This window comes from Caballeronia sp. J97 (genome assembly GCF_905220305.1).
In the GTDB taxonomy this organism is placed as follows: domain Bacteria; phylum Pseudomonadota; class Gammaproteobacteria; order Burkholderiales; family Burkholderiaceae; genus Caballeronia.
On sequence record NZ_CAJMZL010000012.1, the window covers coordinates 149869 to 176845 of the forward strand.

Below are 26977 nucleotides of genomic sequence, written 5' to 3' on the forward strand. Positions count from 1 at the left end.
GGACGGCCTCGTGGCCGAGTCTTCATTCATAGAAGGTTTCAACGATCATGCGTAAGAAAAAAGTTGTCGTATTCGCAGGCACGAGGCCTGAAGCAATCAAGGTCATCTCGACGGTGCGCGCATTGCGCGATGCGCCGGACGAATTCGACTCCTGCCTTTGCTCCGTCGGCCAGCATCGGGAAATGTTGATGCAGGCGTTCGCCGACTTCGGCGTCGTGCCCGACGCAAGCCTCGACGTCATGGCGCAGAACCAGACGCTCGCTGGCCTGAGTTCGCGCCTCTATACGGCCATCGATGCGTTTCTCGAAGCCGAGCATCCGGATATCGTCGTGGTCCAGGGCGACACGATGACCGTCCAGGTGGCAGCGCTGACGGCTTTCTATCGCAAGATCAAGGTCGCGCACATCGAGGCGGGCCTGCGCAGCCGCGACATGCGCGCACCGTTTCCGGAAGAGCTGAACCGCCGGGTCACGTCGCTCGTGACCGATGTGCACTTCGCGCCTACTTCCCTGTCGCGCGACAACCTGCTCGCCGAACACGTGCCCGCCCATCAGATCCACGTGACCGGCAATACCGTCGTCGATGCGCTGTATCTGATGCTCGAGCGTCTGAAGAACGAGCAGGTCGCACTGCCGCCGCGCGTCGAGGCGGCGATCGCGGAGAAGCGGCGCATCGTGCTCGTCACGGGGCACCGCCGCGAGAGCTTCGGCGAAGGCTTCGAGAACATATGCAAGGCGCTCCGCGAATTGGCCGTACGCTATCCGGAAGCCCGGATCATCTATCCGGTCCATCTGAATCCGAAGGTGCGCGAGACGGTCAATCGCGTACTGAGCGGGCAGCCCGGCATCTATCTCGAAGAGCCGCTCACATACAAGCCGTTCCTGAAGCTGATGAACGCCAGCCACGTGATTCTCACGGACTCGGGCGGCATTCAGGAGGAAGGCCCGGCGCTCGGCAAGCCGGTCCTCGTGATGCGTGACGTCACGGAGCGTCCGGAAGGCGTCGATGCCGGTGTGAACAAACTGGTGGGCACGCAGGTGGACCGCATCGTCTCCGAAGTGTCGCGCCTGCTCGATGACGAAAGTGCCTATCAGGCGATGTCGGCGGGCAAGAATCCGTTCGGCGATGGCACCGCTGGGCAACAGATCGTCTCGGTGCTGCGCACGCTCGCCTGACGACTTGACCAGGAGCCGTTCGATTACGAGCGGCTTCTGCCCGGCCTATACACCCACAAACGCGCTGTCGCAAAGTTGACGAACATGCCGGCGATGGAACCGATCGCGACCGCGATCAGCGGTCCCGTTCCCGAGTGCGGCAGCGCTTTCATTGCGAGCACGTAGGCGCCGTAGTTGCACAGGCCGCCGAAGGTCATCGCGACCAGATACTCGTACCACTCGCGCCAGGCCGAATGCCGATGCCCCTCGGTGAAAGTGAAGCGGCGATTGATGCGCCACGTCACGAAGGCCGCGCACAGAAACGAGATCAGCCGTCCGACGTAGAGCCCCGCGCCCAAAGCGAGCATCGCATAGAGCACCCCGGAATCGACCAGAAAGCCGATTGCCCCGGCTATCGCAAAACGGACGAACTGACGCATTTCAATGGGGCTGCCGGCGCACGGCGGGCACGGCCAGATAGGCGAAGTGCTTGGCCTCGTTGCGGCCGCGCGTGACCGTATCGAGGACGATGCCGCAAATCAGCAGGATCGCGCCGACGAGCATCAGGCCGCTGCTGAGAATCACCGTGGGCACGCGCGGCACGAGTCCGGTTTCGAAGAACGTTTCGAACACCGGGATTGCGAAGGCAACCGAGAGCGCCGCGCACAGGAAGAAGCCGGACGAGAAAAAAGCGAGCGGCTTCTCCGTCTTGAACAGCTTCAGAATGGTCATCAGAATGCGGAACCCGTCGCGATAGGTGTTGAGCTTGCTTTCCGAGCCTTCCAGTCTCGATTTGTAGTTCGTCTCCAGTTCAGCGACCGGCATTCGCAGGCTCAGCGCGTGGACCGCCAGTTCGGTTTCGATTTCGAAGCCCGCGGAGTGCGCCGGGAAACTCTTCGCGTAGCGGCGCGAGAATACGCGATATCCGGAAAGCATGTCCCGGAAGGTCTTGCCGAAGATGGTGGCGGCGCACCGCGTGAGCAGAACGTTGCCGAAACGATGCCCCAGCCGATAGGCGGTTTCTTCGTCGCTGAGACGCGAGCCCACGACCATGTCGAGATGCCTCCCGACCAGAAGATTGACGAGCGCGGGTGCGGCAAATGCGTCGTAGGTCGCGTCACCGTCGACCATGACGTAAACGTCGGCCTCTACATCGGCAAACATCCTGCGTACGACGTTGCCCTTTCCCTGAAGCGGCACCGCGATAACTTCCGCGCCCGCGTCGCGCGCCACGCGGGCGGTGTCGTCGGAGGAGTTGTTATCGAATGCGTAGATCTCGGCCGTGGGGAGGCTTTGCCTGAAGTCACGCACGACGCTCGCGATGGCGGCTTCCTCGTTATAGCAAGGAATGACGACCGCGACGCGCGGGTAAGGTTTTTCGCCCATATTCATGCGCAGAATTATTGCATATCCGCATGCGGGCACGGCCCGCGAACTGACTAGCGCGGCTGCTCCGCGCGCCGCGTCGTGAAGGACGGAACGAAGTTGAGCGCGACCAGAATCCAGCCGACCACGAATGCGGCCCACGCCCAGTTCATGAACGGCGGCAGGAATTCGAAACGGACGGTCGATCGTCCTGCCGGCAGTTCGACGCGCTGGAATATCTCGCCGGTTTGGGCGATCGGCGCCGCCTCGCCGTTGACGGTCGCGCGCCAGCCCTGCATGAAGAGTTCGAGCCGCGTGAGCGTCGAGGCGGCGGTGCAGTTCGCATCGACGCCGTTGCGCGTGTCGGCGACCAGCGTGCAACCCGGCGCGTCGAAATAGGGCGCGGGACTCGCGAGCTCGAATACGCGCATGGCCTTGTCGTTGAAGACTTCCTTCAGCGTTGCGTCCGCCGTTGCATCGACATGGTGGACGAGCGATGCGAAGGCGGGCAGTCCGAGAGCCTCTTTCGGCGCAAGCACGTAGCGGACGCCGACACGTCGGTACGCGTCGAGATTGGCGATCAACTGATCCGCAGCCGAAGGCCCTGCAAGATCCTGGCGACTGCTGCCGGTGAAGAGGATCGGCGGTGCGTTGCTGTCGAGGTGGCGTTCGACATAGTCGGTCCAGATTCGCGGAATCGGCAGATCGTTGTGATTGATCGACGCGATGCCGAAGTACGCGCCGTAGTTGGGCTGCACCGGCCCGAGCGTCACGAAGCGTTGCAAGCCGAGGTTCTTCTGCAGGAAATGCACGCCGTCGAGCACCACGGTGCCGCGCGAAGGCGTGCTGAGTGTGGGAATCACGAAGCAAATCACGGTCTCCAGCACGAGGAGCGCCGCCAGCGCGCGTCGCCGCGTCTCGCCACTGCGCGTGCGCCACGCGACGGCAGCCATTGCCAGCAAGACAACGGCGACGAAGATGCCATTGCCGAGCGCGAGCCGGCCATGAAGGCTCATGCCATATCGATGCGTCGTCCAGATCGCGGCGACGACAGCGACCGCGAGCAGCGCGGTGGCGATCTTGAGCGCACGAGACTCGGCTTCGCGAGAGATATCCGTGAGCGCAAATGCAGCGAGCACGCACAGGCTGAATTCCCATGACGGTGGCAGATAGCGGAAATACGCCGCGACCTTCAGCCCCGGCACAACCTTCACGATCAGGCTGGCGCCGGGGAATCCGTATGAGATAGCGACCGTCACCAGCACCCACAAGACGAGTGCGATTCGCAGACCGCGAAAGGAGCGACCCGTTGCGCCAGCGAGCGCGAGTCCGACCAGCACGCAACCGGCATAGCCGCCGACCGAGCCCCAGAATCCCGCATGCTCGGGAAGCTGAAAAATGGCGCCGAATGCGTAAGGCGCGAGTATGCCGACCAGAAAGCCGGGACTCAGGTGAATCGACTCGAAGCCGGGGCCTTCGTGTCCGCCGGTATTGGCGAGCGGCAGGAAATCGAAGAACGGAACGAGCACGGGCGCGCTGATCGCGAGTGCGGCGATTCCCCCGATCGCTACGCGTCGCAGGAAGATCCAGCGATCGGCGTGCGGCAGCGCGGCGGTACGCACGAGTGTCCAGACAAGAATCAACAGACCATCCAGATACGCGACCTCGGGGAATCCGGCATAGAGCGATGCGGCGAGACCGATCGACAGCAGCGCATAGCCGCCGGCCTTCGCGCGTGCGACCCGCTGATGCAGTATCTCGATGCCGAGCAACGTGAGTGGAAGGAACGGGATCGGGTTGATGACCGCGTTCGCGAGCCAGGCGTAGGTGCCGTTGAATTCGAATGCCAGCGCGGCGGCGACGGCCGCGAGCTTCGAACAGCCGATCTTGCGCAGCAGTGACCAGGTGGAGAGACCGGAAATGACCTGTAACGCGATATGCATGTACAACTGACCGTTCTTGAGCACGAGCAGCCAGGTCAACGGAAAGAGCGCCGCGGACTGCACTTCTCCGACGAGTGGCGTGCCCACGCCTTCGAAATGATTCCACCACGGAATGTGCCCGCTCAGGACATCGAGCGCGGCGCGGTGACCCAGCGCGTGGCTCGTGAACGCGATATTCGGGTCGATGGTGGGAAAGGGCGGGAAGCCGCCGAACGGGCCGGGGCGCAAGCCGTCCGCGATGCCGCCGTAGAGCAGGGTCGGGTCGGCGATCAGCATGCCGAGAAGCTGCGGAGCCCGCGCGAGAATCGGAGCAAGCATCAGAATGCCGACGCACAGCAGGGTGGACTTCAGGCGGACGGCAGATCCGTCGGTGGTCGTGCGGGGCATGGTTGACGCAATCGGGATTGTATTGGGCAAGCGATCCTAACATCCCGAGGGGAAGGCGAGACTACTTGGGCATCGCGACTCCCGTAACCCTGACCATCGAGCTTCGCTGATCGATGGTCACACGCACGGTGTCGGAAGCGGCGCAATGCGGATCGGTGTAGTAGAAGAATCGCCGCTTGTAGTTGTCACCGTAGTCAACGAGCCAGAAGGCGTTACCGCGGCCGAGGAAGATCCAGAACGGCGCGGGGCCAGGTTGATCCGACGGCTTTTCGGGTGCGAAGCAGAATGTTGTGTCCTTGTCGATGGGAACGCTCTTGATCGCCTCCTGCGCATCGCGAATGCCCGCTCCATACGGGGACAGCATGAAGTTGTTGCGCGTGGGCGCGCCGTTCTCCACCGAATAGAAGATGAAACACACGGTGAGCGTCAAGAGCACCCAGGATCTTCGTTCTTCGGCACGGAAGACTTGCCCGGCGAAATTGCTGAACAACGTGAGGACCAGCATGAGATAGGGAATCGCCAGATAGCCGAGTGTGCGCTGCGCGCCCAAAAAGAAGAGCATGCCGACGGCAGTAGCCATGCTGCCGGCGAGCGGGATCGTCAGCAAATAGTTTCTCTTCCAATTCCACAGCGTCAATATCAGGATCGCGGCGAAAAGCAAGCGGTACCAAGAGCCGATCATTCCTTCGCGCAGGAGTTCATCGTAGAACCGTGCGTAGTCGATAGAGTGATCGAGCGACAGATCAAGGTGGTAGTGAACGTCTGCGCTGTGCGAGATTGCGAGCGACCAGGCAAGGGTGCACGCGGCCAACAGCGCAATGCCCGAGACGAGCGGGATGAAACGATTCAAGGGCGAGCGGTGATGGCGAAGAACCACGTGAAGACCGACAAAGACCAACGCGAAAAGCGACGACACATTGGAAAACATGGCGAGCCCGTAGATCAGCGCCGAGCGGAGGACGCGGGGATGTCCTGCGTTGATATCGCGCAGGGTCGAAAAGATGAACCAGAACGAAAACAGGTGCGCGATGGTGTGCTGGGAGTTCGAGATCCACGACGCATGCGGCACGGTTGGCGTCATGTAGAAATAGACCATGGCGGCAGTCGCGGCCGTCCAGGGATCGAGATCGAACTCGCGTAGCGTGCGGTAAATCAGTGTGCAGACGCCGGCGATGACCACAAGATTGAGATAGAAATAATTACTGCTGTCCGCGCCTAACAAATGCGAGGTGAGGAAGAAGTAGAGATCGCGCGTAATTGGTCGGCCGAAGTTGATCGCGGGGTTGAACAGTTCGGACAGATGAAGCGTCGAGTAGTACGGCCAAAATTCGAAGTCGTCCTGGAAGAAATACGAGCGGCTGATGATGGTGAGATAGGCCGCTAGCACCAGCACACAAATGCCGAAACTCACATAAGCAAGCAATCTTCTGAAGTTGTCAAATCGCGACGTATAGGCCAACACTTTTCTCCTTCCGCGAGTTCGCGTGCGCGAGTACCTTTCCTTCGGGCGTCGGTAGAGTTCGCCAGGTCCTTCGCCTCGAGCGCTTTGTCCGCCATAACTCTGCTGAGTTGCTGGACAAGGCACGAAGCCTTCTGTCGGCGTAACCAATTCGACACAGCGCCCGAAGGACTGTATTGATGACGTGAATTTCCTTCGAGGCGCGGGAGGCCGCCACGATACGGTCATGCAAACGAAGGGCGAATTGATTTTCTCGACGGCCTGCGCGGATGGGCCGCATTGATGGCGTGTTCTGCTGCCTTCGGCATACTTTGCTGATCATTGGGGCCGCGCAGTCGAAATGGATGAGCTTTCCGACAGACGGCGCGCTCGCGGTGCGACGGTACCGCAGGTCGGGTATTCCGGTGCTCGCGTCATGCACACTAACATACCTGATGATGACGTTGCGCCTCAATAACGCGCCGCATTCGGCGCGGATGCTGCAACGAAGCAGCCTGCCGGCGACGGCGTTTCAGTTCCACGAATCGCTTCGAAGCCTGCTCGAATTCGCAACTATCAACGTCCTTTCGACTATGTCGCTTCGCTTAGCTACAATCCCGTTCTGTGGACCATGAGCGTAGCGATAGTGGGCAGTTGTATCGTATTCGCGCTGCTGGCTGCTTCTCCGACTTCACGGGTTCGGGCGCTTCGCTGTTCATCGAGCAGGCGATTCTCCAGCGCCATGCTCTGCTTCACCAACCGGATTCGTAATGCGACTTGCGTTGCTCTATACCTTCTTCGCCGCCATCGCCACCGTCGCCAACATCGGCGCGCAGGACGTCGTCACGCGCATCTACAGCGGTCCGTGGCACCTTCTGCTATCGGTGTTCGTCGGCACAGGCGTCGGCCTCGTCGTGAAGTACATGCTCGACAAGAAATGGATCTTCCGCTTCAAGGCGGAGAACGCGCGCCACGACGCGACCATGTTCACCCTCTACGTGACAATGGGCCTTGTCACGACCGCCATCTTCTGGGGCGTGGAGTTCGGATTCAATCACATCTTCGGGACGGCCGAAATGCGCTACGTAGGCGGTTGCATCGGTCTTGCGATCGGTTACGTAATCAAGTACCGGCTCGACAAACGCTACGTGTTTCGCAGCCTCTCTCCTGGCGCGGCGCGCGCTTGAACAGAGCGCGCGCGACGCCTCGGGTGATTGGCATGTACGGCGCGCACTCCGTCTTCGTCGAGCTTCGTGCCCGAGGCGATCAGTGGCCTGACTTTACTGTCGTATGCCAGGGGCCGCCCGGCGCTGCCTCGATGAAATACGCGCCGTCCTGCTGAACGGTTATTCTCGACTGCATCGTCGGCGCATGGAACCGTGTGGCGCCGTTGGCGAATAGCAGCACGAGAAATGCAACCGCCACATAACGCAAAAGTTTCAGCGGACTTTTTGCGGCGGCAATTGCGAGCGCCCAGATGCACAGCACGAAGGGGGTGAAAGTGTATCTGGCGACGCCATCGTAGAACCACTGCACTGCGACAGCAGGAGCATCGTTTCTCACCACGCCCAGCATCCAGAGGACCACGGCCGTGGCCACCGCAATGAAATTGACGGCGCGCCATCGTCCTTCTGGCGAAAGTACGCAGGTCAGGAATATTGCCAGAGTGATCAGCGCTGCGTACGTCATCGAATCATCCGTCGCAGGGAGAACCTGCGGGATGAAGAAGGACTCCATTATGAAGTGCTTCAGGAAGGTCTCGATCCACGGATAGTGCAGGTACTCGACTAACGGGTGTAGCGGATGCCGGTCGTTTGCGAACGCATATATCGCCAATTGAGTGAAACCTGCCGCGAGCACGATCACGAACGGCGCAAGGCGCCGAAGTCTTTCCTCGCGTTTGAGCGCCACGAGCGCGCCAAGAACCGCGAGCGGAACGAGGATGGCGCTGAAGGGCCCGGTGAGAGCCAGAACAAGAACGATGAAGCATCGGGCGAGAAGGTGCTCGCTATGCTCGCGTCCCAACGTGTCCAGCAACATCGCCATTAACAACGGACCCAGCGTCCATTGCAGATTCGTGAGATTCAGCCAGCTCTCTCCGGTGTGCGGCAATAGAACAGGCGCCAGCGCCATCACGAACGCGGCAGGGCGCGGGAAATATCGAATGGCTATGACGTAAAGATAGCTACAGACCGAGGCCGTGAGGAGTGCGCACGTCCACGCAAAAGCTATCGCGATTCCCTGCACGTCTCCATCCAGGGCGCGAAAGGCAAAGGCGACCAGTCGCGGAATGATGTGAAGGTAGCCGGCGTAGGGCATCAAGATGGCGTGTGCGCCGAACTTGTACGCTTGCCCGATGAATACGGTAGCGTCTTCCGCCCAGAGATAGCCTTGCTGCAGTCTCTCCGGCATTCTGTAGAGCAAGATGACGACGGCAATGAGGTACGTCAGCACGACGTCGGGGGCGAGCGAAAAAGACGCGCGAGCGCATCCGGTGTCCGCCAGCCGACGGCTCTCATTCGAGGTCTTGTCCATCGATTTCATCAGCATGGGTGTCGGGCTCATCGTGAGTCATTTGCTCGACGAGAAGTGGATCGTTGTCATCGAGGTTTTAGATGTTTGCCCGCTTGAACATGAACCGCGGCACATTGCGAATGATCATCATGATGCCCCACCAGAACCACGGCGTATAAAGCACGTCCTTCTTCCTGTCGATGCCGCGCACGATATCCTTCGCGACCTTCTCGGGCGTCGCGACCAGCGGACCGGGCAGAGGCAGGCCCGCGGTCATCGGCGTGGCGACGAAGCCGGGTTTGATATCGACGACATGCACGCCGACCTTGAAGAGCCGCGCGCGCAAGCCTTCGAGAAACGCCTGCAATGCCGCCTTTGCGCTGCCGTAAAGATAGTTCGACGGACGCCCGCGATCTCCCGCCACCGATGAAATCACCGCGAGCGTGCCGTGCCGCTGCGCTTCGAGCCGGTTGGCAATCGGCGTGAGCAGCGCGATCAGCGAAAGCGCGTTGGTGTGGAACTCGCGCACCGCGACGGCGGGATCGTTCTGGCAGGTCGCCTGATCGGGCAGCGTGCCCGACGCGACCAGCACGATATCGATCGAGTCCATGTGCGCGGCGCAATCGGCGAGCATCGCGGCGTGATCGTCGAGCTTGTCGACATCGAGCCGATGCACTGCAGCAGCCGCCGCTCCGCGCGCCGTCAGATCGGCGGCGACCTGCTCCATGCGTTCCTGATTGCGCGCGACGAGAAAGAAGCGCGCGCCTTTCGCGGCCCATTCGCGCGCGCAGGCGATGGCAATGGCGGACGTGGCGCCCACGATGACGATGTTCTTCATAGGCCGGTCATTCGTTTCCAGAAATGCGACAGCATGGCCGGATCGCGGAGCGATTCGAGCTGCTGCCATTGAGGATAGGCGGCGCGGAAATCGGCGCCCGACATGTGCGCGTCCTTGGCCGGATAGATGCGTCCGCCGGCTTCGCGCACGATCGTGTCGAGCGCGGCGAACAGGTGCGAATTGCGCATCTCGTGCTGCGGAAAATCGAGCGCGAGCGATGTCCCTTCCATCGGAAACGACAACAGCCCGGGCGACGAAATGCTCCCGCAGCGCTTGAGCACCGCGAGAAAGGAGCCCGTGCCGCTCGACGAAATGCGATCGAGCATCGCACGCACCGCATCGCGCGCGCTCGCGGCCGGCACGACGCACTGATACTGTTGAAACCCCTGCGGCCCGTAGATGCGGTTCCATTCGAGCAGGCTGTCGAGCGGATAGAAATAACCGTCGTAACCCACGCGCGTAATCTCGATCGGTTTGCGCTGCTTGCGGTAATACAGCTCGTTGAAAGCGCGCAGCGTGAGACCGTTGATGAGCGAAACGGGCGGCGTGAAGGGCACGCGGCGCTTGTGCCGTTCTTCGACATCGAGCGAGCCGTGAATCGCGTGATCGCCCGCCATGAAGATGCCGCGTCCGAGCGCAGGCCCGCGGCTCGCGCAATCGACCCACGCGACGCAGTACTCGTGCTTTGCGTCGTATTCTTCCGACAGGTCGAAAAATTCGTCGAGCTTGCCGAAGCGGATGCTCGTCACGTCGATGAGACTCGTGCGGATCGGCATCAACGAGAATTCGGCCCACAGGATAAGTCCGGTGAGCCCGAGCCCGCCGATCGTCGCGTTGAACATGTCCGTGTTCGCTTCGGGCGAGCACTCGATCAGCGTGCCGTCGCTGCGCGCGAGGCCGAACGCTTGCACGTGCCGTCCGAACGTGCCGCGCACGTGATGATTCTTGCCGTGCACGTCGTTGGCGATGGCGCCGCCCAGGGTCACGTACTTCGTGCCGGGCGTGACCGGCAGCATCCAGCCGCGCGGCACCGCGAGCGCGAGAATCTGCTCGAAGGTGATGCCGGGCTCGGCGCGCACGACGCCGCGCGTCCAGTCGGCGGAAATGATCCGATCGAGCGCGAGTGTCTGAAATACGTGATCGGAACTGGCGAGGCACACGTCGCCGTAGCTGCGGCCGTTGCCGAACGCGAGCGTCGTGCCGTGCGTGCGCTGCACGTCGCGCCATTGCGCCTGCGCTTCATCGCGCCAGTGCGTAGCGTGCGCGGTCTGCGGCAGGCGCGGGTAGCGGCCCCAGGAAAGCAGTTCGCTCATCGCTCAGATCGCGAGCCAGAACGCGAAGCCGCACAGCGCGACGACCAGCAGGCTCATGCGATCGCGCGCCGCGAACACGATGGGGTCGTCATGCATCTCACCGCGATGCGCGATGACCCAGGTGCGGCTGATCCAGTAGAGCATGACCGGGCAAGCTATCCAGATGTATTGCGGATGCCTGTAAAGCGCCGCTGTGCGCTCGTCCTGGATATACATTGCGAGCACGAGCACGGAGATATAGCCGGAGGCCGTGCCGAGCGATGACACCACGGAAAGATCACTCGACAGATAGCCGCGGCCGCGCGTCTTCTCGTGTCCGGCCCTGAGCGTAGCGTGAAGCTCGGTATAGCGCTTGACGAGCGCGAGACTCAGGAAGAAGAACATCGAGAAGGCGAGCAGCCAGAACGTCAGATGCACGCTGATCGCCGCCGCGCCGGCGACGATACGCGTCGTGTAGAGCATGGCGAGCGTGACGACGTCGATCATGACGCGACGCTTGAGCGCAAGCGAGTACGCGAGGGTCAGCACGTAATAGCTAAGCAGCACGATGTTGAATCGCCACGGCAGGAAGGTGAGCGCGATTGCAAAGGCGGCGGCAAGCAGCACGGGACAGAGCGTTATGCCCGACAGGAGCGGCAGCGTGCCGGCCGCGAGCGGGCGCTTTCTCTTGACCGGATGATGACGATCGTCTTCGAGATCGAGCAGATCGTTGAGCAAATACACGCTTGACGCGCACAATCCGAATGCGAGGAACGAGAGCAGGGCGAGTCCGATCAGCGGCAGCGAATTCAGATGATGGCCGGCCAGCAGTGGCACGAAAATCAACAGGTTCTTGAGCCACTGATGCAGGCGCAGTGCCTTCGCCCAGACTTTGAGCGTCGGCTGGCGATTCTCGAAGACCTGTTCGATGTTGTCGTGCTTCGACGCCGCGCGCACGACACCCGCATGCGGATTAACCACATAGGCGCGGTCGGCGGCCTGCCACACGGCGATGTCGTCGTGCGAATTGCCGACGTAATCGAAGCCCTTTTCGCCGTACTCTTCGACAAGCCGATCGCGTTTCTTGTGCGATGAAAGATTGACCTGCTCGTTGGTCGCGAACACGCGATCGAAGATCCCGAGATGTTCTGCAATACGGTGCGCGAAAGATTCGTGGCTGGCCGTTGCAAGCGCAATGCTTCGGCCGGTGTCCCGCATTTCCTGAAGCCAGCCGACGACCTGCGTATTGTAGGGCAGCGTCGTGACATCAATGGTGACGTGTTCCGCGAGTCGCGACTTGAGTTTGGACTTCCCGCCACTGGAAAGCCATTGCAGCGGCTTGAAGAGCTTGTGCGGCGAGGATCTCAGAAAAGCGAATCCGCTCTCGACCAGAATATCGGACTGAATCAACGTACCGTCGAGATCGACGACAATGGGCTTGCTCATTGGATTGGACGATCTAGCGGACCGGATAAGCCCACGACGATGGCTGGCTCGCGCCAGGGCGAAAAAGAAGGGCCGATCAGACCCGGCCGGATACCCATTTTCGGGGAAAATTTATCACAAAGATGGGTCCACGCCGCGCGTTTGTGCCTTTGCGCACAATGCTGTGCGCGGCCGGATTGCGAGGGGTGTCATCTTTACGGATCGATCTGCTGCTTTCAAGCGACGGACCAGCGCGAGCGGACAATGTCTGCTATGCCGCTGTGAGCCGGCAAGTATGTCCGATCTATAACTCTGACTATAACACTGAGCTACTTCCCCCAAAAAAGCGTGGCAATGTCGCGGCATCGCTTTCAAACGCGCTTGGCACAGCAGTAGATCGTCAAGACGGCAAGCGAATGAAGCAGCTCGATTCTTTGTTCTTCAGCTCCGCGATCGATCAAACGTCATATCCGCCGAAACAGACCTTGACGAGTATCTTGAGCACGTCGGCATTGCCCTTCACCGCGCTGATCTTCGTGGGCACTTCGCCCTTCGGATAGCGTCGCGTGGTCGGAAGCTCGATGCATCGATAGCCGAGCTTCGGAGCGCGATAGGACATGTAAAAGAGCAATTCGTAGCTCACGAATACGTCGCGAAAGATCGCGATCCTGGGGTCGAGAAGCATTTTCCGGCCATATCCCCGGAAGCCTTGAGTCGTATCGGTCCATTTGAAGCCCGAGAATGCGCTGAGCATGGGTGCATGAATGAACCGTATGGCAAAGTCGCGCAACTTCGGCGTGTTTTCAGCGACGCCGCCGGCAAGAAAGCGCGAAGCCTGCACGAAGTCGGCGCCTTGTTCCAGGGCATCGATGAAACGTGGAATCGCTTCCGGATCATCCTTGTCGTTTCCGTCGATAGTGACGATGTGCGCATAGCCCTGATCGAGTGCGAATGCATAGGCACAGCGCAATTGCGCGCTCAGCTTGCCCGGCGCGGTCTTCAGGATCAGGCCGCGCACCCCGTGATCGCGCAGGAATGCCTCGCCCAGCGAGCCGTCGGTGCTGCCGCCGTCGACGATGATGATGTCGGCGCGTGCAGCGCTGCCTTGGTTGCGCATGCGCGCGAGAAGGCAGCGAATGCGGTTCCCCTCGTTGATGACCGGGATGATGACGCATGCCTCGTGCTGCCGCCCGAGCCAGAACAGCGTCTCGAAACTCGGGATCTGCCAGCCGATGCGTTCGTCAAGCGAAAGGGAGGTGGTCGCAGTGTTCATGGTTTCGTCAGGCAATACGCATGGTGAGCAGCACCACGCCGGTAACGATGAGGCCGATGCCCGCGCCCGTCGTCCAATGGAACGGTTCGCGAAAGACCAGCACGGAACTGAGTGCGACGGTCGCGATGGCGCCGGATGTCAGCACCGGGTGCGCGACGTTGAGCGGCAAACGCGCGAGCGCCGCCGCATACAGCACGAATGCTGCGCCGTACAGGCCGAGGCCGAACCAGAACGGCCAGTTCGTCAAGGCGGCCGATGGATCGGATGGGGAAGGAAACTTGCGTGGCGGAAGCATGGCGAACTTCACCAGCACGCTTGCCGCCGCGTTCGAGCCTATACCCAGCGCGAGGATGATCCACTTCATCGCGACGCTCCGGCCACAGCGTCGCCGTAGTGCGAAATCGTCGTGCGCAAGGCTCGCTCGATGGCCACCCGATGCGGCTCGTCCCTAGTCGCGACCATCTCGATGGTGACGATGAACTCCGGCAGGTGCTCGCGGACGCTGCGCGCGATTGCCGAGTGATCGCAAGGACCGTCGCCGACAGGAATCAGGGCTGGCTCGCTCGCATGCACATGACCGATCACGGACGCGCACGCGCGCACCGTCGCGTCGGGGTCTTCGGCGTTGATCGTCATGGCGCCCGTGTCGAGTTGCATCCGGATCGCAGGGTGATCGACATGCCGGACGACATCGAAGGTTTCCTGGCTCGTCATCATGAAGTTCGACCCGTAACAAGGAGGATTCGGCTCCAGGCAGAAAACGACGCCGTGCTCATCCGCGATATCGCCCAGCCGCCGGAAGAAGGGCACTGCGATGTCCAGGGCTGCGTCATCGCCGAGCTGACCGCGATCGCGGTTCGTCGGAGAACCGAACACCAGCCTCGTCGCGCGTATGCCCTGGCCGATGCGGCAGACCGCTCGCAAATGCGCGAGCATCGCTTCCCGGCTGTCGTCGGAGCCGAACAGGTTCAGACCGGTCGTGCCGAACAGCAGCGACTGCATTCCCACCATTTCGATTCCGCGACTCGCCCACCAGTCCCGCACTCTCTCCATGTCGTCGGAAGTGGCGGATGCGGGCTGCGGAAAATACTTGCCCGGAGCGATGTCGATGGCGTTCACGCCATAACGTCCATACAGTTCGGCCAAGGCCTCGTCCTCAGCGACGTCCCAAGCGATGTTGGAGACCGAGATTCTCATGGTGGCCTTCAGGCTTCGGCTGTGCTGGCGAGCGGTTCCGACTGGGCATAGGCCCGCACGGCTTGCACGGCCTCGCGCCTGCTGTATTGATATCCGCCGGAACCGCCGTAGATGGCGGCGTGGCGCGTGCGCAGGTCGTAGGCGGCCGGCGCATTGCGGAGATGCTGCTCGAAGGGTTTGCCGAAGCCTAACGACGAGAGATCGGCGACGCTGATCGGCTCGGCCGTCAGATGGATCAACCGGAGACCCGCCTGTCGCGCGATTTCGATGTCCCAGGCGAGATTGATCATCGGATAAAACTGGAACACGCCGCGACTGTCGATCGCGCTCAAGTTGTTGTCGTTCAGAAAATCGAAGATGACGTTCTTGCGCAGGCCCGGTCCGACCAATCCCGGGAGACGCACGATCAGATGCTCCGGAAAATGCGCCTCGACGAACTTCTCCAGATGGCGGCGATTCTTGCCGTAGGCGTGAAGACTCGCCTCGTCGACGTCGGAATCCTCGTCCACATCGATCGGGCGGCTGAAGACGTCCACCGTGCTGATGAGCGTGAAGTGACCGCAGCGAATGGTTTTCAGATGCGCGATGAGGCCTTCGATATTGCGCAGGTCGGCTTCCGGCTCGCGGTTGGCGATCCATTTCTGCGCGGGAGTGCCGGCGCAGACGACATCGTCGAAAAATTGCCCGTCGATCGTTCCGACATTGGTCGACCGGTATAGCGACTCGAACCTGCCTTGCTTCAGCAGCGTCTGTCCGACGAAGCCGGAGAATCCGATAAGCGCGTTGGTCATGATGAATTTCCTGCGAGCCCGTTCAGGGATCTGGAGTTGCGAGGAACCTCGTGCCGCGTTTTTCAGGCAAATCGTATATGGCGTCGTTTCCTCCGCCAAGAAACCGTCGGAAAAGCCCCAGTAACTGTCGTGAAGTGACGCCCCGCCGCGCGGTTGCCGAAATCGCCGACATTAAGGACAATCGGGGCGTCTTCCACTCGTCGATGCGGTCCGTTTTCCTTTCGTGGCGCGGACGCCCCATTTGTCCGATGAACGCGAACGCCCCGCAGAACGGATCGGCGCATCAGTCCGATCCCGCCATCACCCTCAGCATTTCGATCGTGGTCTACCGGCCCGATGCCGCACTGCTCGCGCGCACCGTCGAAACGCTCGAAACCGCGCTCGCGCAGTTGCACGACGTCGCCGGGCGTCCGTGCCTGTATCTGATCGACAACGGCAATCCGGGCGAGCTGGCCGATCTGCCGGTGCCGTCAGACGCCGAATTCGACACCGTTGTGATCGAAGGGCACGGCAATGTCGGCTACGGTCGCGGCCACAATCTCGCCATCGCGCGCGCGAACAGCCGTTACCACCTGATCCTCAATCCCGACGTCGAGCTCAACGCCGATGGCCTGCGCCGCGCGCTCGCCTTTCTGCACGGCTCGCCGGAAACCGGCCTGCTCGCGCCGTGGATCGGTGGCGACGACGGCCGTCAGCAGTTCCTCTGCCGCCGCTATCCGACCGTGCTCGATCTGTTCGTGCGCGGCTTTCTGCCGTCCGCGCTGAAGAAGCCGTTCGCGGGGCGTCTCGCGCGCTACGAGATGCGCGACGTCATCGGCGAGAGCAACATCGTGTGGGATCCGCCGATCGTGAGCGGCTGCTTCATGCTCTTCAGAACCGACGTGCTCAAGTCGCTCGGCGGCTTCGATCCGCGCTATTTCCTTTATTTCGAGGACTACGACCTGAGCCTGCGCACGCGCCGCGTCGCGCGCATCGCCTATGTGCCCTCGGTGCGCATCCTGCATCACGGCGGCGGCGCGGCGAAGAAAGGCTCCGTGCACATCAAGCTGTTCGTCACGTCGGCGTACCGGTTCTTCAACCGCTTCGGCTGGAAGTGGCTATGAGCGAAACCGGCCGACGCATCGCGATTACCGGCGCCAACGGCTTCGTCGGCCGCGCCGTGAGCCGGACGCTGCTTGCGCGCGGCATCGGCGTGACGGGACTCGTGCGGCGCGGCGCGCAATGCGAAGCGGGCGTCGACACGCGGTATATCGACAGTCTCGAATCGATCGCGCCCGATGCCTTCGCCGGCTGCGATGCGGCGATCCATCTCGCCGCGCGCGTGCATGTGATGAGCGATGCCGCCGCGCAGTCGCAATCGGCATCGAAGGCCGAAGCGCTGCTCGACGCATACCGGGCGATCAACGTCGACGGCACGCTCGCCGCCGCCGATGCCGCGCGGTGCGCGGGCGTCACGCGCTTCGTGCTGATGAGCAGCATCAAGGCGCTCGGCGAAAGCGATCCGGGCCGCCCGTTCACGGAAGACGACGGGCGCAATCCGCCCGATGCCTACGGGGTGTCGAAAGCCGAAGCCGAAGTGAAGCTGCTCGAATTCGGCAGCCGCACGGGACTGGAAATCGCGATCGTGCGGCCTCCGCTCGTCTACGGTCCCGGCGTGCGCGCCAATTTTCTCGCGATGATGCGTGCGATCGCGCGCGGCATTCCGCTGCCGCTCGGCGCGATCGATGCGCGCCGCAGCCTCGTTTCCGTCGACAATCTCGCGAGCGCGACGATCGAATGCGCGCTGAATTCCGCCGCCGTGGGCCGCCTGTTCCATGTCACCGACGGCTACGACCCGAGCGTCGCGGAACTCGCGCGCAAGCTTGGCGAGCATCTCGGCAAACCGGCGCGGCTCGTGCCGGTGCCGGCGGGACTGTTGCGCGGCGTCGCGCGCCTCGCTGGCAAGACCGCGCAGATCGACCGGCTGACCGGCAGCCTGCGCGTCGATTCGCACCGCATCCGCGAGACGCTCGGCTGGCAGGCGCCGCAGACCCTCGACGAAGGCCTGGCCGCCACCGCTGCGTGGTTTCGCGCGACGCACAGTCGATAAGCCGTTCGCGAACGTTAAAATACGCGGTGTTTCGAGATCGGCATTGCAATCTTTCCGACAGGGTCTGTCGGCGCGATTTTCGTTATTCGTCAGATATTTAGAACTAAAATGGCGGGCGTCGCGTATCCCACGGGCGGTTTTTGCCCAAAAGAATGCATCGCCAGGACGACCAGGGCCTCGTTTTCGACAATTCATAACAACGCATGCTGTATTCGTATCTTGAAAGTTCGCCGCTCCTGACCGCGCTGTCGGTTGCGGCATTGGCGTTCGCCGCGTGCACGCTGATTCTCCGCACGCTCATTCGCACCGGCCTCGCCTGGCGTCTCGCCACCGATATCCCCAACGAGCGCTCGCTGCATGAGCGGCCCACGCCGCGCGTCGGTGGCTGGGGCATCGTGCCGGTCGCCGTGGTCGCGCTTCTGGTTGCGGCGCCGTCGATGTGGCTGCTCGCGGCCTGCGCAGTCTTCCTCGCCGCCGTGTCGCAGATCGACGACCGTCGCGGATTGCCCGCGCGCGTTCGCTTTGCGGCGCATATTGTCGCGGTGGCGCTCGTTATCGTCGCGCATCCGTCGAACGTGCCGTGGTGGGCGCTCGGCTGCGTCGGCTTTCTGATGCTGTGGCTCGTCAATCTCTACAACTTCATGGACGGCTCGGACGGGCTCGCCGGCGGCATGGCGCTCTTCGGCTTTGGCGGCTATGCGCTCGCTGCGCTCGCCGGACCCGCGCCGCAGGCCGATCTGGGTCTGGCGAGCGTGGCCATCGCGGGCGCGGCGGCCGGTTTTCTGACCCTCAACTTCCATCCGGCCCGGATTTTTCTCGGCGATGCCGGGTCTATTCCGTTGGGGTTTCTCGCGGGTGCGCTCGGATTTTGGGGCTGGCAGCGAGGCGCGTGGCCCGTCTGGTTCCCGGCGCTGGTGTTTTCGCCGTTCATCGCCGATGCAACGGTAACGCTGTTGCGGCGTCTGTCGCGCGGCGAAAAATTCTGGCAGGCGCATCGGGAGCATTACTATCAGCGCATGGTCCGCCTTGGAATGGGGCACGCGCGTACCGCGCTCACATGGTATCTGCTGATGCTGGCGGGCATAATGCTCGCGAATTGGGCACTACGGTTTTCCTTGGCGGGGCAGTGGGCGGCGGTTGCGGGCTGGGCCGTCGTGATGGTGGCAGCGGGCGCGGTGGTCGACGCGCATTGGCGGCGTCATGAGACGCGCCATTCCGAACAATCTTGAGGGCCGTGCTGTGATGAATCGAATAAGAGCTACATGGCTATCGGCGGGCGCGTTCGGCTTCGATATCGTCGCCGTTGTCGGAACCTGGATTGCCGCTTATCTGCTGCGCTTCAACGGCGCCGTGCCGCATGACTTCCGCCAGGGTGCGTTCCACGCGCTGCTCTGGGTGGTGCCGGTCTACGCCATCGTGTTCCGCGTCTTCGGCCTCTATCGCGGCATGTGGGTGTTCGCGAGCCTGCCGGACCTGATGCGCATCTCCAAATCGATCGTCGTGGGCGCGCTCGTCGTGATGGTGGGCGCTGTGATGTCGCAGCCGACGCCGATCATCCCCCGCTCGGTGCTCATCGTTGCGCCGCTGTTGCTCTTTCTCGCGATGGGCGGCGCGCGCGCTCTCTATCGCGCGGGCAAGGAGTTCTATCTGTACGGCGGTCTCGTCGGACAGGGCAAGCCCGTGATCGTGCTCGGCGCGGGCACGGCGGGCGCGATGCTCGCACGCGAGTTGTCGCGCTCGAGCGAATGGCGGCTCGTCGGCCTGCTCGACGACGATCGCGGCAAGCAAGGCCGAGAAGTGCTCGGACACAAGGTGCTCGGCTCGTTCGGCGATCTGGCGCGGGTTGCCGAGCAACTCAAGGTCGACTACGTGATCATCGCGATTCCGTCGGCGTCGGTCGAGGAGCAGCGGCGCGTCGCCACGCTGTGCGTGCGCGCCGGCGTGAAAGTGATGGTGCTGCCCGCGTTGACGCCGCTCACGGAAGGACAGAACTTCCTGTCGCGCGTGCGGCAGATCGACCTCGAAGACCTGCTCGGCCGCGAGCCGGTGAAAATCGACATGCCGCACGTCGAGCAACTGCTTCACGGGCGCGTCGTGATGGTGACGGGCGGGGGCGGCTCGATCGGCTCGGAGCTGTGTCGCCAGATTCTGCGCTTCTCGCCCGCTCAGCTCATCGCCTACGACCTCTCCGAGTACGCAATGTATCGCCTGGTCGAGGAGCTGCACGAGAAGTTTCCGGAATGCTCGGTGATTCCGGTCGTCGGCGACGCGAAGGATTCGCTGCTGCTCGATCAGACCATGGCGCGCTTCACGCCGCACATCGTTTTCCATGCGGCCGCCTACAAGCACGTCCCGCTGATGGAAGAGCAGAACGCGTGGCAGGCGGTGCGCAACAACGTGCTCGGCACGCTGCGCGTCGCGCGCGCGGCGATCCGTCACGACGTGCGCCACTTCGTGCTGATCTCCACCGACAAGGCCGTCAACCCGACCAACGTGATGGGCGCCTCCAAGCGTCTCGCCGAGATGGCGTGCCAGGCGTTGCAGCAATCCGCGCCGCGCACGCAGTTCGAGACGGTGCGTTTCGGCAATGTGCTCGGCAGCGCGGGCAGCGTGATACCGAAGTTCCAGCAGCAGATCGCCAAGGGCGGCCCGGTGACCGTCACGCATCCGGAGATCACGCGCTTCTTCATGACGATTCCCGAAGCCGCGCAACTCGTGTTGCAGGCGTCGAGCATGGGGCGCGGCGGCGAGATTTTCATTCTCGACATGGGCCAGCCGGTGAAGATCGTCGATCTCGCGCGCGACCTGATTCGTCTCTACGGTTTCTCGGAAGAGCAGATCCGCATCGTGTTCACGGGCCTGCGTCCCGGCGAAAAGCTCTACGAGGAGCTGCTCGCCGACGACGAAACCACCACGCGCACGCCGCATCCGAAGCTGCGCATCGCGCAGGCGCGTGGCGTGCCGGACGATTTCATCGACGAGTTGCTGCCCTGGCTCATGCAGCATCGCGTGCTTTCGGATGAAGAAGTGCGCCGCGATCTGCGCCGCTGGGTGCCGGAATATCAGACGGCCACCTTGCCCGTCCTGCAAAGCGTCGCGACCGTGCAGACGGCGCAGCGCGGCGCGGCGGGCTGACGCGCAGGGTCGCGCATGACGACGCTCGACGAAGTTCATGCGCTGACCCACGCGGGTTCGCTATTGTCGCCGCGCGGCGAGATCGTCGCGCCGTACGATCTGGAAGTCGCGCACGCCGATGCCTCCGGTTACGCCGCCTTGCCCGCCGCCATCCTGAACGCGGGCCGCGTGTCCTTCGATGCCGACTACGCGCGCGCGAGCCGCGTGCATCTCGTCAATGCGTTCGGCGTCACGCTGGGCGATTCGATCATCGGGCTTTCGGCGCTCTTCGCCGTGAAGCGTCTCCATCCGCATCTTCGGTTCACGATCTACCGGCCGGCGCGCGCGCCGCGCTACGTGCAGCGGCTCTATGAACTCGCCGCGCCGCGTTCGGGCGATGTCGTGGCGCTTCCCGTGCCGCTCGCGAGCCTGCCCGCCGATGAATTGAAGATCGATATCGGCAATCAGCTTTTCTGGCCGAGCTTCGCCTCGATGCCGATGATCGATTTCTTCCTCTGGGCGATGGGCGTCGCACCCGACAGCATCGCCGCCGACGACAAGCGCAATCGCTGGCTCGCCGATGTGCCGTTGCCTGCGGCGGCGGCGAGCGGGCCCTACGCGCTTTTCTGTCCGGACGCGAGCACGCCGGTGCGCAGCATTCCGGCATCGGTGCGCGCGCAAATCGTCGCGCGTCTCGCGGATGAAACCGGCCTGCCGGTCATGGGTTTCGGCGCGGTCGATCATCCGCGCTATCGCGACATCGCTTCGCTTTCCACCGACACGGACGATTTCCTCGCGTGGATCGGGCACGCGCGCTATCTCGTCACGGCGGATACCGCGGCGCTGCATGTCGCGGCAGGCTTCGGCGTGCCGACGACCGCGTTCTTCACGACCATTCCCGCCGTCATGCGCGCGCGCGATTACGCGAACTGCGTCGCGGTCGAATTCGCGTTGCCGCATCTGCAGGGCATTCACGCGAGCGCGCGACCCGCCGATCTCGACGCGCTCGAACGCGCCTGTCGCGACTACGACTGGAGCGCGATGCCTTTCGCGCGCGGCGTCGTCGAACCTGGCCTGAGTCTTTAGTTCGTCTTGCTCACCTGAAACGACGGCAGGCGCGCATACAGCTCGGCGACCCAGTCGATGAACACGCGCACGCGGCGCGGCTGATGGCGATTGGCTGCATACAGCACCGACACCACGCGCGGATACGACGGATACTCCCGCAGCACTTCCCTGAGCGCACCGCTTTTGATGAGCGGATCGAGCGTATAGCTCGAACTTTGGATCAGCCCGAGTCCGTTGACGCCCGCGGCGATATACGAGTCGCCATCGTTCACGGCGATCTTGTGCTTCATCGCGACAGTGCGCGTTTCGCCATCGACGACGAACTCCCAGTTGCGCACGCGTCCCGAGTTGTTCAGCACGTAGCCGACGGCGAGATGCCGGTCGAGATCGTCGAGCGATGCCGGCTCGCCGTGCTTTTCGATATATCCCGGCGATGCGCACGTGATCTGCGAATAAGCGCCGATGCGTTTGGCGACGAGGCCGACGTCGCCGACCGCGCCCACGCGCACGACGCAATCGACCGCTTCCTCGACGAGATCCACTTGCCGGTCGGTGAGCAGCAGCTCGACGCCGATGTCCGGATACGCGGCGAAGAATTCCGGCAGCGCGGGAATGATCGTGTTCTTCGCCATCACCTGCGGCAGGCTCACCTTGACGTTGCCCTTGGGACTCAGCTTCGAATGCGACAGCGACGCTTCCATGTCATCCACTTCGCCGAGCACGCGCACGCAGCGCTCGTAATAGGCTTCGCCGTCTTCGGTAATGCTGATGCTGCGCGTCGTGCGATTGATGAGGCGTGCGCCGAGATGCGCTTCGAGCGCCTGGAGCGTGCGCGAAACGCTTGCGGGAGGCAGGCGCAGGGCGTCGGCGGCCTTGGAGAAACTGCCCGCCTCCACGACCCGCGCGAAGACTTTCATTGCGAGAAAGCGGTCCATGCTCGGTTCCGGAAACGTGATCGCGCGCCTCGGAATGGGCGCGCGCGAAAGGAGAGCCAGCAATTTCAAGCGACGATCATACTTGGGATCGCACGCGCATGCGCCGCAATTGAACAGGCGGCGAGCTCAGAGCCCGAGTCCCTGACAGAGCCACCAGGAGTAGTGTTCGATCATCCGTTGAAACGGCGCGTGATGGCCGTAGGCGATCGATGAAACGGCCAGCAGCCCGCAACCCGCGGCGAGCGCGCGCGGCATCTTGCGCGGCTCTTCGAAGACGCGCGCGAGGAAGAGGGCGGCGATGACCGCCCCGAGCACCCAGCCCGCGACGACTTCGGCGGGCGTGTGCGCGTCCTGCATGATACGGCTCGCGCCGATCGCCGCGGCGAGCGCGAGCCCGCCCGTCGCGCCCAGCCGATGCCAGCCGCCGCCGAAGCCGCCGAACAGCAGGCCGCCCGCGACGGTATAGATCGACGCGGCGAGCATCGTGTGACCGCTGATCATGCGCAACTGGATGGCGGCGATTTCCACGCCGCAGCCTGCATAGAGAATTTTCGACAGACCGACCAGCCCCATGCCAATCGCGAGCAGGACGGCCCAGCGCACCGCGAGGCGCGCGTCGACGGTGCGCAGCCACAGTGCGCAGACGATGGCGAGCGGAAGGAGGAAGGCCGCGTCGCCGAGATTCGAGAGAGTCCAGAGTACCTTTGATTCCATGCGTATCAGTTTCAGGTGAGCTCACGGGCCTGATCGAACCCGCTTATGAGCTGTCGCCCTGTCTTCGGCGGCCCGCCATCCGGTATTCGGTCGGCGAGATCGAGAGCCGCTTGCGGAAGATCTTCGCGAGGCCGTCGCCGCTGCCCGCGCCGCAACGGCGCGCGATCTTGTCGATCGGCAGATCGGTCGCGGCCAGCAACATGCAGCTCGCATCGAGCCGCGCGCGCAGCAAATACTCCGATGGCGTGAGCCCGATCTGCGCCTTGAAGCGGCGCAGAAAATTGCGCTCGCTCATCGCGGCGACGCGCGCGGCATCGGTGATCGAGATCGGTCGCACATAGTTCTCGCGCAGCCAGCGCGCGGCGGCTTCGATCTTCTGGCGCACGCCGCCGGCTTCGGTGTCGTCGAGCACGGCGGCGAGCTTTTGCCACGCGCCGGGAACGGAGCGCTCCGAGACCTCGCGCGCGAACGCCGCGCCGTGATCTCGCTTGATGATCGACAGCGCCGCCGCGATCGGCCCTTTCGGATCGTCGAGCGAAAGCATCTGCTCGGCGATGAAAAGCGGATTCGACAATGTCGACGCAAGCGCGCGCTCCTCGGATTCGCCGGTGAAATCGAGCGAGCGGTTCTGCACGCCGAGGTTGGCCGCCGCGAGAATGTGCGCGCCTTCGCCGATCGCCTTGATGAACGGAATCTTCGGCGCCACGCGTCCGAGCCGCTTTCTCAGCGCGGCGTCGTTGCGCGCATGCCGCGCGCCGACGCCGCCCGCGATGAAGAGCGCGTCGCATTCGTTCATCCAGCGTGTTTCGAGACTTTCGGTCCAGATGCGCATCGAGCAACTGCTCGCCACGCTGCCACCTTCACTCGACAGGAATAGCAGCGAGTAGTTCGGCGCTTCGGCGCGGCCGCCGGCGTCGGCGGGCAGGCGCACCTGATTGGCGACCGAGAAGACCTCGGAGATCGAGCTGACCTCGACGAGCGAGAAGTCCTCGAAGATCAGAATGCCGATCCGCTTCGCCGCGCTGGCCATGTCGGCGGACGGCGTGTCGGGCGCGACCGCGCGCACGACCTGAAGCCTGCCCGTACCATTGGCGTACACCATCGACTTCTCCCTGTGCGAACCGCAGCGGGCGTTGTCGCGCCGTTGCCCGGGTCCGAACCATGAAGGAACGCAAGTAGCGGGAAAGTGAGCTTACACGGATCGACTATACGCGGCGTCCGACGCTCGCCGCGTCCCCAGTCCGAATTTGACGAACTGTTGGCAGATGATCTCGATACTCACGGAATATGCTCGCATCAATGCTGTCGTCTGACGATATCGGGCGATGTGTTTTCGACAAGAAGAGGGGTGTCACGAACGCTCCACGACGCGTCGTGCAACCCTTTTCGCAACCATCAGACGAGGTAAATGGATGCTAAAGGTACGCAAGGCGGTGTTTCCGGTGGCCGGTCTGGGCACGCGATTTCTTCCCGCGACCAAAGCCAGCCCGAAGGAGATGCTGCCTGTCGTGGACAAGCCGTTGATTCAGTACGCGGTCGAAGAGGCAATGGCCGCGGGCATCACCGAAATGATCTTCGTCACCGGACGAAGCAAGCGCGCGATCGAGGACCACTTCGACAAGTCCTATGAGATCGAAGCCGAACTGGAAGCGCGCGGCAAGCAGAAGCTGCTCGACCTCGTGCGGAGCATCAAGCCGAGTCATGTCGACTGCTTCTACGTGCGTCAGGCCGAAGCGCTCGGTCTCGGCCACGCGGTGTTGTGCGCGGAGAAGCTCGTCGGCAACGAGCCGTTCGCGGTGATCCTCGCCGACGATCTGCTCGACGGCGAACCGCCCGTGCTCTCGCAAATGGTCGGCGTGTTCGATCACTACCATTCGTCGGTGATCGGCGTGGAGGAGATCGATCGCAAGGATTCGCGCTCGTATGGCGTGATCGATGGCAAGCCTTGGGACGATGGTCTCTTCAAGCTTTCGCGCGTGGTCGAGAAGCCCGAGCCCGCGCTCGCGCCGTCGAACTTCGGCGTGGTCGGGCGTTATGTGCTGATGCCGCGCGTCTTCGAATTCCTGCGCAATCAGACGCCCGGCGCGGGCGGCGAAATTCAGCTCACCGATGCGATCGCCGCGTTGCTCGCTCAAGAACAGGTGCTTGCGTACCGTTATCAAGGCAAGCGATTCGATTGCGGCAGCAAACTCGGCTATCTGAAGGCGACGGTGGAGTTCGCGCTGCGTCATCCGGAAGTGCGCGATGAATTCGAGCGCTACCTGCGCGCGGAATTCGGCGTGAAGAAAGAAGCGCTGTTCGAAGCGCTCGCATCGGAAGTGAACGACGTCGGCGAATGTCCGGCGATCGATGCCTGAAGTTTCTTGGCGGTAGGGCGGGCGGCGCGCAGCGATGCGCGCCGTTTGTCTTTTGGGACGCGCTGACGCTTCACGCGGACGCGGATCAGCGGAAGTAGGCCTTCGTGTTCTCGTGGACGTCGTCGCGGGCGAGCAGTTCGTCGGGCAGAAACCATCGATAGTCGCTGTGCTGATCGAAACGGCCGATCGGAACTTTGCCGCTCAGCGTCATCGCGTAGGCGAGCACGATGTAATGCGTGCCGATGCCATCGGCGCCGGCGAAGTTGTCGTCGTAGAGATGCTCGTAGACGCCGAAGAAGCGCGCGGCCGAACGCTGCGCGCTGGCCACGCCGAGCTCGTTGCTGACGATGCGCTTGTACGCGGCATCGAGCGATTCGTTCTTGGCGATGCGCCCGCCCGGTACGAACCACGTGCCTTGCGCCGGACGATTGCGCCGATGGCCCACGAGGATGCGCCGGTTGCCGTCGGTGACGATGAGGTCGATCGCCACGAGCGGCGTGAGCCGCACCACCGTCAGGAAATCCGCGTTGCTCAGCATCGTCGCTCCGTGTTGGAACTTCAAGCGCAAACGATGATGCCTGCCGCATCGCATGACCGTGCGCATGCGCACGCGGCGATCTGCTTCGTCTGAAAAAAGCGCCTTCGCGCGCTGCGCATCAACACGCGCGGATCGATTCTCACGAGTGAAACAAGCAAGGGTGACGAGCGCGCGCGTCGAATTCGATCGCAAGGACGGAAAACTTGACCGATTGGGAGGTCGGCCGGCCGCGTAAAAATCCGCGCGGCGCCGATCGCGAACGTGCGGTCGAAATCCGGCGGCATTCGACCGAGGATTGAAATGCTTTGATTGGACGATTCGACAAATAGTGTCAAAGCGTGCGCCGCCGCAAAAATGCTAACCGATGGCCGATAGCGACCGTGCTCAAGTCCCGCGTTCATGCGGGTTCAGCGCCTTCCGTCACGCATTGCGCCGCAGCATTTAACCTCATATGAAAATACCGCATTGCGCTGTCGAATAAAAATAATATTGGTCAATTAAAAATGTCTCGCTCCTTCAGCGAGTGGTTAATGGAAAATCGCCGT

At 62.8% G+C, this 26977-nt stretch carries 25 protein-coding genes; 8 read left to right on the plus strand and 17 right to left on the minus strand.

The window, feature by feature from the left end:
- The first annotated feature begins 47 nt into the window (after nt 1-47).
- The gene (gene wecB / locus U4Y90_RS17630) at nt 48-1175 is read left to right on the plus strand and encodes a non-hydrolyzing UDP-N-acetylglucosamine 2-epimerase (protein WP_321796375.1); all 1128 of its coding nucleotides are present in this window, start codon (nt 48-50) and stop codon (nt 1173-1175) included.
- 23 nt (nt 1176-1198) lie between these two features.
- On the opposite strand, the gene U4Y90_RS17635 is transcribed toward wecB, so the two are convergent.
- From U4Y90_RS17635 to U4Y90_RS17650, 4 genes are all read right to left on the minus strand, one after another.
- The gene (locus U4Y90_RS17635) at nt 1199-1594 is read right to left on the minus strand and encodes a GtrA family protein (RefSeq protein ID WP_321796376.1); all 396 of its coding nucleotides are present in this window, start codon (nt 1592-1594) and stop codon (nt 1199-1201) included.
- Nucleotide 1595: 1 nt separating this feature from the next.
- The gene (locus tag U4Y90_RS17640) at nt 1596-2540 is read right to left on the minus strand and encodes a glycosyltransferase family 2 protein (protein ID WP_415749375.1); all 945 of its coding nucleotides are present in this window, start codon (nt 2538-2540) and stop codon (nt 1596-1598) included.
- A 53-nt stretch (nt 2541-2593) separates the two neighbouring features.
- Nucleotides 2594-4849: a hypothetical protein gene (locus tag U4Y90_RS17645; protein WP_321796379.1), complete on the minus strand. Its 2256-nt coding sequence runs from the start codon at nt 4847-4849 to the stop codon at nt 2594-2596.
- A gap of 61 nt (nt 4850-4910) precedes the next feature.
- Nucleotides 4911-6308 carry a hypothetical protein gene (locus U4Y90_RS17650; protein WP_321796380.1) on the minus strand — a complete coding sequence of 466 codons (1398 nt, stop codon included), beginning with the start codon at nt 6306-6308 and terminating at the stop codon, nt 4911-4913.
- A 749-nt stretch (nt 6309-7057) separates the two neighbouring features.
- Between U4Y90_RS17650 and U4Y90_RS17655 the strand changes: the two genes are divergently transcribed.
- Complete coding sequence (locus tag U4Y90_RS17655) at nt 7058-7474, plus strand: GtrA family protein (protein WP_321796381.1); 417 nt, start codon at nt 7058-7060, stop codon at nt 7472-7474.
- A gap of 79 nt (nt 7475-7553) precedes the next feature.
- Here U4Y90_RS17655 and U4Y90_RS17660 read toward each other — a convergent pair whose 3' ends face one another.
- The 8 genes from U4Y90_RS17660 to U4Y90_RS17695 form a co-directional block, all read right to left on the minus strand.
- Complete coding sequence (locus U4Y90_RS17660; RefSeq protein WP_321796382.1) at nt 7554-8837, minus strand: hypothetical protein; 1284 nt, start codon at nt 8835-8837, stop codon at nt 7554-7556.
- Between the two features lie 61 nt (nt 8838-8898).
- Complete coding sequence (locus U4Y90_RS17665; protein WP_321796384.1) at nt 8899-9639, minus strand: SDR family oxidoreductase; 741 nt, start codon at nt 9637-9639, stop codon at nt 8899-8901.
- Nucleotides 9636-10952 (minus strand): FAD-binding oxidoreductase, encoded by a 1317-nt coding sequence (locus U4Y90_RS17670; protein WP_321796386.1) that lies wholly within the window; start codon nt 10950-10952, stop codon nt 9636-9638. The genes U4Y90_RS17665 and U4Y90_RS17670 overlap by 4 nt, the downstream gene beginning before the upstream one ends.
- Before the next feature lie 3 nt (nt 10953-10955).
- The gene (locus U4Y90_RS17675; protein ID WP_321796387.1) at nt 10956-12377 is read right to left on the minus strand and encodes a UbiA family prenyltransferase; all 1422 of its coding nucleotides are present in this window, start codon (nt 12375-12377) and stop codon (nt 10956-10958) included.
- Between the two features lie 436 nt (nt 12378-12813).
- Entirely contained in the window at nt 12814-13629 is an 816-nt protein-coding gene (locus U4Y90_RS17680; RefSeq protein ID WP_321796388.1) for a glycosyltransferase family 2 protein, read from the minus strand.
- 7 nt (nt 13630-13636) lie between these two features.
- Nucleotides 13637-13993, minus strand: a complete 357-nt coding sequence (locus U4Y90_RS17685; protein ID WP_321796390.1) for a DMT family transporter — start codon at nt 13991-13993, stop codon at nt 13637-13639.
- The gene (locus tag U4Y90_RS17690; RefSeq protein ID WP_321796391.1) at nt 13990-14775 is read right to left on the minus strand and encodes a sugar phosphate isomerase/epimerase; all 786 of its coding nucleotides are present in this window, start codon (nt 14773-14775) and stop codon (nt 13990-13992) included. The genes U4Y90_RS17685 and U4Y90_RS17690 overlap by 4 nt, the downstream gene beginning before the upstream one ends.
- A gap of 59 nt (nt 14776-14834) precedes the next feature.
- Nucleotides 14835-15617, minus strand: coding sequence for a pyridine nucleotide transhydrogenase (locus U4Y90_RS17695; protein ID WP_321796393.1), 783 nt, complete (start codon nt 15615-15617; stop codon nt 14835-14837).
- A gap of 248 nt (nt 15618-15865) precedes the next feature.
- Here U4Y90_RS17695 and U4Y90_RS17700 point away from each other — a divergent pair, with 248 nt between their 5' ends.
- The 5 genes from U4Y90_RS17700 (at nt 15866) to U4Y90_RS17720 (ending at nt 21906) form a co-directional block, all read left to right on the plus strand.
- On the plus strand, nt 15866-16720 hold the full coding sequence (locus U4Y90_RS17700) for a glycosyltransferase family 2 protein (RefSeq protein WP_321796394.1): 855 nt from the start codon (nt 15866-15868) through the stop codon (nt 16718-16720).
- Entirely contained in the window at nt 16717-17706 is a 990-nt protein-coding gene (locus U4Y90_RS17705) for an NAD-dependent epimerase/dehydratase family protein (RefSeq protein WP_321796395.1), read from the plus strand. The genes U4Y90_RS17700 and U4Y90_RS17705 overlap by 4 nt, the downstream gene beginning before the upstream one ends.
- 203 nt (nt 17707-17909) lie before the next feature.
- Nucleotides 17910-18935 carry a glycosyltransferase family 4 protein gene (locus U4Y90_RS17710; RefSeq protein ID WP_321796397.1) on the plus strand — a complete coding sequence of 342 codons (1026 nt, stop codon included), beginning with the start codon at nt 17910-17912 and terminating at the stop codon, nt 18933-18935.
- 13 nt (nt 18936-18948) lie between these two features.
- Entirely contained in the window at nt 18949-20841 is a 1893-nt protein-coding gene (locus U4Y90_RS17715) for a nucleoside-diphosphate sugar epimerase/dehydratase (RefSeq protein WP_321796398.1), read from the plus strand.
- Nucleotides 20842-20856: 15 nt separating this feature from the next.
- Entirely contained in the window at nt 20857-21906 is a 1050-nt protein-coding gene (locus tag U4Y90_RS17720) for an ADP-heptose--LPS heptosyltransferase (protein WP_321796399.1), read from the plus strand.
- Here U4Y90_RS17720 and U4Y90_RS17725 read toward each other — a convergent pair.
- The 3 genes from U4Y90_RS17725 to U4Y90_RS17735 form a co-directional block, all read right to left on the minus strand.
- Nucleotides 21903-22823 carry a LysR family transcriptional regulator gene (locus tag U4Y90_RS17725; RefSeq protein WP_321796400.1) on the minus strand — a complete coding sequence of 307 codons (921 nt, stop codon included), beginning with the start codon at nt 22821-22823 and terminating at the stop codon, nt 21903-21905. The two genes, U4Y90_RS17720 and U4Y90_RS17725, sit on opposite strands and share 4 nt — an antisense overlap.
- A gap of 126 nt (nt 22824-22949) precedes the next feature.
- On the minus strand, nt 22950-23537 hold the full coding sequence (locus U4Y90_RS17730; RefSeq protein WP_321796401.1) for a phosphatase PAP2 family protein: 588 nt from the start codon (nt 23535-23537) through the stop codon (nt 22950-22952).
- A gap of 43 nt (nt 23538-23580) precedes the next feature.
- Nucleotides 23581-24639, minus strand: coding sequence for a GlxA family transcriptional regulator (locus U4Y90_RS17735; protein WP_321796402.1), 1059 nt, complete (start codon nt 24637-24639; stop codon nt 23581-23583).
- A gap of 310 nt (nt 24640-24949) precedes the next feature.
- On the opposite strand from U4Y90_RS17735, the gene galU reads away from it, so the two are divergent.
- On the plus strand, nt 24950-25894 hold the full coding sequence (gene galU, locus U4Y90_RS17740) for a UTP--glucose-1-phosphate uridylyltransferase GalU (RefSeq protein WP_321796404.1): 945 nt from the start codon (nt 24950-24952) through the stop codon (nt 25892-25894).
- A gap of 85 nt (nt 25895-25979) precedes the next feature.
- On the opposite strand, the gene U4Y90_RS17745 is transcribed toward galU, so the two are convergent.
- Nucleotides 25980-26432 carry a GDP-mannose mannosyl hydrolase gene (locus U4Y90_RS17745; protein ID WP_321796405.1) on the minus strand — a complete coding sequence of 151 codons (453 nt, stop codon included), beginning with the start codon at nt 26430-26432 and terminating at the stop codon, nt 25980-25982.
- Nucleotides 26433-26452: 20 nt separating this feature from the next.
- The gene (locus U4Y90_RS17750; protein WP_321796407.1) at nt 26453-26833 is read right to left on the minus strand and encodes a hypothetical protein; all 381 of its coding nucleotides are present in this window, start codon (nt 26831-26833) and stop codon (nt 26453-26455) included.
- Nucleotides 26834-26977 lie beyond the last annotated feature (144 nt).